General features: G+C 67.0%; 1 protein-coding gene. It reads left to right on the top strand.

Features of this window, described 5'->3' with window-relative positions; genetic code table 11:
* Window positions 1-194 (top strand): peptidogalycan biosysnthesis protein (locus G9373_RS45780; RefSeq protein WP_206034052.1); only part of this gene is annotated, 194 nt, incomplete at its 5' end.
* Window positions 195-379: the final 185 nt, after the last annotated feature.

Below are 379 nucleotides of genomic sequence, written 5' to 3'. Positions count from 1 at the left end.
GCGGAGCGCAAGGCGAACACAAGATGGCGCGCGGCTTCGAGCCCGTGGCGACGCTGTCGGCACACTGGCTGGCGCACCCCGCATTTGCCGATGCCGTGGGCAGGTTCCTCGACCGCGAAACGGCCGGCATGGAAGCGTATCTGGACGAACTGACGGACCGCTCCCCGTTCAGGCAGCGGCCGGGATCGGATTAGCAGCGGGAAAACAGCGGAGGCGGGAAAGACAGCGTCCGCACGAACGGCGGACGCGAAGGTGCAGCTTAGTGCTCGGCAGGTTTCTGCTGGGCGATCACGCAGTGTGCGGCGTTCGAATCAACCGCCATGGAGGGAACAGCCATGGAGGGCGATGCGACGGCACGCTCGCCAGCGTGGGCTGCGTC

The sequence above is a fragment of the Rhodococcus sp. A14 genome, assembly GCF_011603105.1.
GTDB lineage: Bacteria > Actinomycetota > Actinomycetes > Mycobacteriales > Mycobacteriaceae > Rhodococcus_F > Rhodococcus_F opacus.
The sequence above is the reverse complement of the archived record's forward strand: the minus strand, read 5'-3'. Positions and strand labels throughout refer to the sequence as shown.